Origin of the sequence: Gemmiger formicilis, assembly GCF_016901605.1 — a bacterium.
GTDB classification, from domain to species: domain Bacteria; phylum Bacillota; class Clostridia; order Oscillospirales; family Ruminococcaceae; genus Gemmiger; species Gemmiger formicilis_B.
Genome location: NZ_JACJKP010000170.1, coordinates 1 through 6,039 on the forward strand (window position 1 = coordinate 1; position 6,039 = coordinate 6,039).

The 6,039-nt window shown below is 58.0% G+C and carries 5 protein-coding genes; 4 read left to right on the plus strand and 1 reads right to left on the minus strand.

Annotated elements, in window-relative coordinates; all coding sequences use genetic code 11:
• Window positions 1–594 (minus strand): MFS transporter (locus H6B10_RS11830; RefSeq protein ID WP_204651794.1); only part of this gene is annotated, 594 nt, incomplete at its 3' end.
• 163 nt (window positions 595–757) lie between these two features.
• On the opposite strand from H6B10_RS11830, the gene H6B10_RS11835 reads away from it, so the two are divergent.
• The 4 genes from H6B10_RS11835 to H6B10_RS11850 all read left to right on the plus strand — a co-directional run.
• Window positions 758–2,095 carry an AraC family transcriptional regulator gene (locus tag H6B10_RS11835; protein ID WP_204651795.1) on the plus strand — a complete coding sequence of 446 codons (1,338 nt, stop codon included), beginning with the start codon at window positions 758–760 and terminating at the stop codon, window positions 2,093–2,095.
• A 201-nt stretch (window positions 2,096–2,296) separates the two neighbouring features.
• A complete protein-coding gene (locus H6B10_RS11840; RefSeq protein ID WP_204651796.1) occupies window positions 2,297–4,171 on the plus strand; it encodes a beta-glucoside-specific PTS transporter subunit IIABC in 1,875 nt (624 codons plus the stop codon).
• 18 nt (window positions 4,172–4,189) lie between these two features.
• On the plus strand, window positions 4,190–5,602 hold the full coding sequence (locus H6B10_RS11845; RefSeq protein ID WP_204651797.1) for a glycoside hydrolase family 1 protein: 1,413 nt from the start codon (window positions 4,190–4,192) through the stop codon (window positions 5,600–5,602).
• 44 nt (window positions 5,603–5,646) lie between these two features.
• On the plus strand, window positions 5,647–6,039 hold a 393-nt coding region (locus tag H6B10_RS11850; protein WP_204651798.1), incomplete at its 3' end, for a CAT RNA binding domain-containing protein.

A 6,039-nucleotide genomic window follows, 5' to 3' on the forward strand; every position in this document is an offset into this window, starting at 1 on the left:
GCTGGGCACGATCATGGCCAGTACCAGCGTCAGCACGCTGCTCAGGCCGTTGGCGATGGACAGGCCGGCGGCGCTGCCGAAGTAGTTGGGGTAGATATACTGGCCCATGCTGGACAGCGTCAGCTGAGAGAGAAGCAGCATGATGGCGGCCACAATAATGCCCACCAGTGCCCGGTTGGTCACCAGGGATTTGAGCAGCTGCACCAGATTGAAGCTCTGGTTGATCTTTTCGATCTTGACACGCTCGGTGGTCAGGTGATAGCAGATCAGGTAGCAAATCACGGCGCCGATGGAGCAGCCCAGGGCGGCCAGGGACATGCGGGAACCGGAAAGGACCGTGTTGCCGTTAGCGTCCGAGTAGTAGACCACCAGGGGCAGCACCACGCCGATGGCCACGTTGGCCAGGGTGGCGCCGATGGTACGCCAGCTGGAAAGGCTGGCACGGTCCTTTGCCTCGGGAGAAATGGCAGAAGCCATGGAACCGTAGGGAATGTTGATGCTGGTATAGAACACGCTGCCCCACAGCAGATAGGTCAGGAACATCCAGAAAATCTTGAAGCCCATGGCCATATCCTGGAACCAGGAGGCGTACATCCTTTTTTGCTCGATAAATCATGTATATGACTCTATTCATGATAAAACTTGCACAAAGTGGAAGGCTATGATAATATAACCTAAAAGTAGCACAAAAATTCTTTTGTAAAAATGCCTATAAAACTGTGTTGATTTTTGTGCAAGTTGAAGGGAGGTATCCGGGATGGAACCACGCAGTCTGGAAATCTTCGATAAAGCGTTAAGTGTGGTCGGCCTCAAAGTGCAGGTCGTCCGCAACCGGGAGGACGGCCTCCCCTTGCTGGATGGCCGCCTGCGCGGGATGCTGTTTGAATCTTTCTCCTATGCGGCAGCTTTTGACTTTTTGCTGCGGCGGGTGCAGAACGATATGATGATCCACCTGCGGGACGAATATGATCTGCAGTATTTCTACCTCTCGGTGCCGCCGGAACAGACCGATTCCCAGGAACAGGAGATCCTGGCCATCGGTCCCCTGCAGAGCAAGCCCCATACCCGGGAGGAAACCCTGGCCATACTGGAACGCAACCATCTGCCGGGTAAGCTGCTCACCGAACTGTGGGAGTTCTACAATACGCTGCCTGCCATCGAGGATGTGGATGCGGTGGAGTGCCTGATCCTGTATCTGGCGTCCGGGGTGTTTGCGCGGCCTTATCACCTGAATCGCTTCCCCGAACTGGACGGTGCCTTTCCGGTCAGTTACGAAAAAGTGCGGGAGGTGCACGAAAATCTCCGGCATGTGTGGACGGACATTGAACAGCGCTATTCGCTGGAAAACCGCCTGCTGGAAGCCATCGGCGCGGGCGACTTCGAGAAAGCCCGGGAACAGTACGGCAAACTGCAGCGCTGTAATATTCCCGCCCGGGCGGAAAATCCGCTGGATGACTGGCGCCACCGCACGGTCATTCTCAATTCCCTCTGCCGCAAGGCGGTGGAGGTGGCGGGCGTACACCCGCTGTATATTGACGATCTTTCCACTCGCTTTGCCTACGAGATCAGCCGGCGGGGGACTGTACAGGAACTGGACCAGCTGATGGCTAGCATGATCCGCGGTTACTGTACACTGGTCAATGACCATGCCATGAAAGGATACTCCCCCATCGTCAAACAGATCATCTCGTATATTGATTTCCATTACATCGAAGAATTGAGCCTGGCTTATTTTGCCAAGATGTTCAATATGTCCAAAACCTATCTGTCCAATCTCTTCCGCAAGGAAACCGGCAGCACCCTGACGGAATTCATCCATCAGGTGCGGCTGCGCCGGGCGATCCTGCTGCTCAACGCATCGTCCCTGTCCATCACGGCCATTGCCACGGCCTGCGGCTATAACGATATCAACTACTTTATCCGCCGCTTCCGCAAGGCGTACGGCCTTTCCCCCAAACAGTACCAGAAGGTCATGCAGCAGACGGCTTTCCTGTATGAGAAGGAGGAAAACCCCGGCGGCGAAGAGGAAAAGCAGTCCCCGGATGCGGCGGAGGCGGAAGAAAACTGCGCAGATTGCACAACTTTGGAACCGTGAATTTGTAAGAGTTGCTCGTTGACTTGCTGCGGACAGTTTGCTATCATGGTACCAAATCAATATTGGCTGTTACTGGTAATGCAGGCAAGACCACACAAAAACCATCTTCCCGATGGTGTTTTTGGTGTGGTCTTTTTTTATGCCTGTGGGGCGGCAGGCGCGCGGCTGCCCGGCGGGAACACCAATAGAAAGGAATCATGTATGGATTATAAAAAATTGGCCTATGATCTGCTGCCGTTGGTGGGCGGTGCGCAGAATATCAGCAAACTGACCCACTGTGCCACCCGGCTGCGGTTTGAATTCCACGACCGCAGCAAGGTGGACGAAAAAGCCATCGAAAAGACTCCCGGTGTCATCAGTGTGGTGGAAAAGGGCGGCCAGTTCCAGGTGGTCGTGGGCAACGATGTGCCCATCACCTACCGCGCCCTTATCAACGAGATGGGCGGCACGGCGGCCGGCGGTTCCTCGGCAACCGACCCGGAACCGGAGAAAAAGCAGTCCATCATCAACCGGATCGTCAGTGTGATCTCCACGACCTTCACGCCGGTCATTCCGGCGCTGATCGGCGGCGGTATGATCAAAGCCGTGCTGTCCATCCTGGTGCTGTGCGGCCTGTCCGATACCAGTTCTACTTATCAGATCCTCAACTTTGTGTCCGATGCGGCCTTCTACTTTATGCCGGTACTGCTGGCTTATGGTGCTGCCATCAAGTTTGAATGCAACCCCGTGCTGGCCATGACCCTGGCCTGCGCTTTGCTGCACCCCACCTGGACCGGAATGGTCTCGGCCGGGGAAGCAGTGGACTTCTTCGGCATCCCGGTGCGGCTGGTGGATTACACCTACTCGGTCATTCCCATCATCCTCAGCATCTGGATCATGTCCTATGTGGAGCGCTTTGCGGAAAAATACACCCCCTCGGTAATCAAATTCTTCCTCAAGCCGCTGATTATTCTTTTCATCTCGGCCCCCATTGCACTGCTGGTGGTCGGCCCCTTCGGCGCTTTCCTCAATACCCTGATCGAAACCGCGGCCAACGCCATCAATGCCCGCGCCAGCTGGCTGCTGCCCATGCTCATGGGTGCCTTCCAGCCCTTCCTGGTGCTCACCGGTACGGCCTGGGCCATGACCCCCATTGCCACCGTGCAGATCTCCTCTCTGGGATATGAGATCGTCAACGGCCCCGGCATGCTGGCTTCCAACATCGCCCAGGGCGGTGCTACGCTGGCTGTTGCCTGCAAGTCCAAGAACCATCAGCTGCGCCAGCTGGCCGCTTCCTCCGGTTTCACGGCCGTCATGGGCATCACCGAACCCTGCCTCTACGGTGTTATCCTCAAACTGAAAAAGCCCCTGATCGCCTCCATGATCGGCGGCGGCATCGGCGGTATCTACGCGGGTTTGTCCGGTCTGGTGCGGTATGCCTTTGTTTCGCCGGGTCTGGCGGCGCTGCCCGCTTTCATCGGCGAGAACCCCATGAACATCGTCCACGCCATCATTACCTGCGTGATCTCCTTTGTGGCGGGCTTCATCGCCTGCTGGGTGCTGGGCTTTGACGACCCTGCCAATGAGGAGGACGCTGCCCCGGCGCCTGCCCCGGCGGTGCCGGCCGCTCCCAAAGCGGAAGGCAAAGCGGCTGCCGCTGTGGCCCCTGTGGCCGGTCATGCGGTGGCTTTGGAAGAAGTCAACGACGCAGTATTTGCCCAGAAGGTGCTGGGGGACGGTCTGGCCATCCAGCCCACCGAAGGCAAGGTCTGCGCGCCGGTGGACGGCGAGATCACCTCTTTGCCCGACAGCAAACATGCTGTGGGCATCCGCGGCGACAACGGCATGGAACTGCTCATCCATGTGGGCATTGATACCGTCAACCTGCAGGGCCGCTGCTACGAGGCCCATGTGAAGGCAGGGGACCGGGTGCACCGGGGAGATTTGCTGATCTCCTTTGACCGGGAAGCCATCGAGGCCGCCGGATACGAAACGGTGACCCCGGTACTGCTGACCAACTCCGACGAGTACAAGCGCTGCACAGCAGTCACGGGCCGTGACGTTGCCGTGGGCGATACCGTTCTGACCGTGGAATAAGAAAGGAAGTCTTTTCCGATGATCTACCAGAAACTGCTGGATTTCCCCGCGGATTTTCTGTGGGGCGCTTCCACTTCTGCTTATCAGGTGGAGGGCGGCTGGAATGCCGACGGCAAAAGTCCCTCCATCATTGACCGGTACGAACACCCGGCGGGCTATGCTGATTTTACGGTGGCCAGCGATCATTACCATCGCTTTGAGGAGGATATTGCTCTCTTTGCGCAGATGGGGCTGAAAGCCTACCGGTTTTCCATTGCCTGGACCCGCATTCTGCCCGAGGGTACCGGCAAGGTCAATCCGACCGGTGTGGAACATTACCGGGCGGTGATCCGTGCCTGCCGTGCTCACGGCATTGAGCCAGTGGTCACCATGTACCACTTTGACCTGCCCTGGTGCCTGGAAGAACAGGGCGGCTGGGCCAACCGTGCCACCATCGATGCCTTTGAAGCCTATGCCCGGGTGCTGTTTACCGAGTTTGGCGCCGAGGTCAAATACTGGCTCACCATCAACGAGCAGAACACCATGATCCTGCATCCCGGTGCCATCGGCCTGCCCAAGGGCGGTGTGCTGCCCAGCCGCAAGACTCTCTATCAGATGAACCATCACCTGATGCTGGCCCAGGCCCGGGTCATGAAACTCTGCCATACGATGTGCCCCGACGCCAAAATCGGCCCGGCTCTGAACCTGACCGCCATGTACCCCGAGACCTGCCGGCCCGAGGATGCCATTGCCGCCCATAACTGGGAGGTGCTTCGCTGCTGGAACTTTGCCGATGTGCCGGTGTTCGGGTGGTATCATCCCCTGGCGGTGCGCTACCTGGAGGACCGCGGCCTGATGCCGGAGGTACAGCCCGGCGACCGGGAAACACTGGCCGGGGCAAACCCCGATTTTATCGCCATGAACTACTACTCCACCGCTACCATTGCGGCCAGCCACGGCGATGCCTCGGATGTGTCGGCCCGGGCCGGGGACCAGCAGATCATGCTGGGGGAGCAGGGGGTCTACCGCGCGGCGGAAAACCCCTACGTGGGCAAGACCAAGTACGGCTGGGTCATCGACCCCACCGGGTTCCGCTACACCCTGCGCAAGATATGCGAGCGGTACCACCTGCCCATCCTCATCACCGAGAACGGCATCGGTGCGCCCGATGTGCTGGAACCGGACGGCACCGTGCATGATGCCTACCGCATTGAATTCTACCAGCAGCATCTGCATGCCATGCGGGAAGCCATTACCGACGGTGTCCAGATGCTGGGGTACTGCCCCTGGTCCGCATTGGACGTGGTCAGCACCCACCAGGGATACGGCAAACGGTACGGGTTCATCTATGTGGATCGCGACGAAGAGGAAGGCGGCTCCCTGCGGCGTATTCCCAAGGACAGTTTCTACTGGTACCAAAAGACCATTGCCGAAAACGGCAAAAACCTGTAATATAGTAAAAAAAGGAGAATCATGGTGCAGAAGGGGTGCCTGGCATGATCGTGCAAAAGATCCTGAATAACAATCTGGTCCTGGTTGCCGATGAAGAGGGTCGGGAACAGATCGTCATGGGCAAAGGGCTGCGCTTTTTCTGCCAGGTAGGGCAGGAACTGCCCCGGGAACGGGTGCAGAAGGTTTTTGTCCTGCAGGAGGCAGGCGCAGCGGAACGGTACATGCAGCTGCTGCGCGATGTGCCGGCTGAATCTGCCGAAGCCATTGAGGAAGCCCTGCAGCTGGCCTATGAGCAGTTCCCCGGACGTTTGAACGATCAGTTGTTTGTCACGCTGTTCGACCACCTGGTCTATGCCATTGAGCGCAGCCAGAAGCATATTGTGCTGCCCAACCGCCTGCTTTGGGAGGTGCGGCGTTTTTACCCCCGGGAGTATGCG

Bases quoted from the DNA above. Each gene is read 5' to 3' on its own strand.
- H6B10_RS11835 (WP_204651795.1), top strand. From the start codon at position 758: ATGGAACCACGCAGTCTGGAAATCTTCGATAAAGCGTTAAGTGTGGTC.
- H6B10_RS11840 (WP_204651796.1), top strand. From the start codon at position 2,297: ATGGATTATAAAAAATTGGCCTATGATCTGCTGCCGTTGGTGGGCGGT.
- H6B10_RS11845 (WP_204651797.1), top strand. From the start codon at position 4,190: ATGATCTACCAGAAACTGCTGGATTTCCCCGCGGATTTTCTGTGGGGC.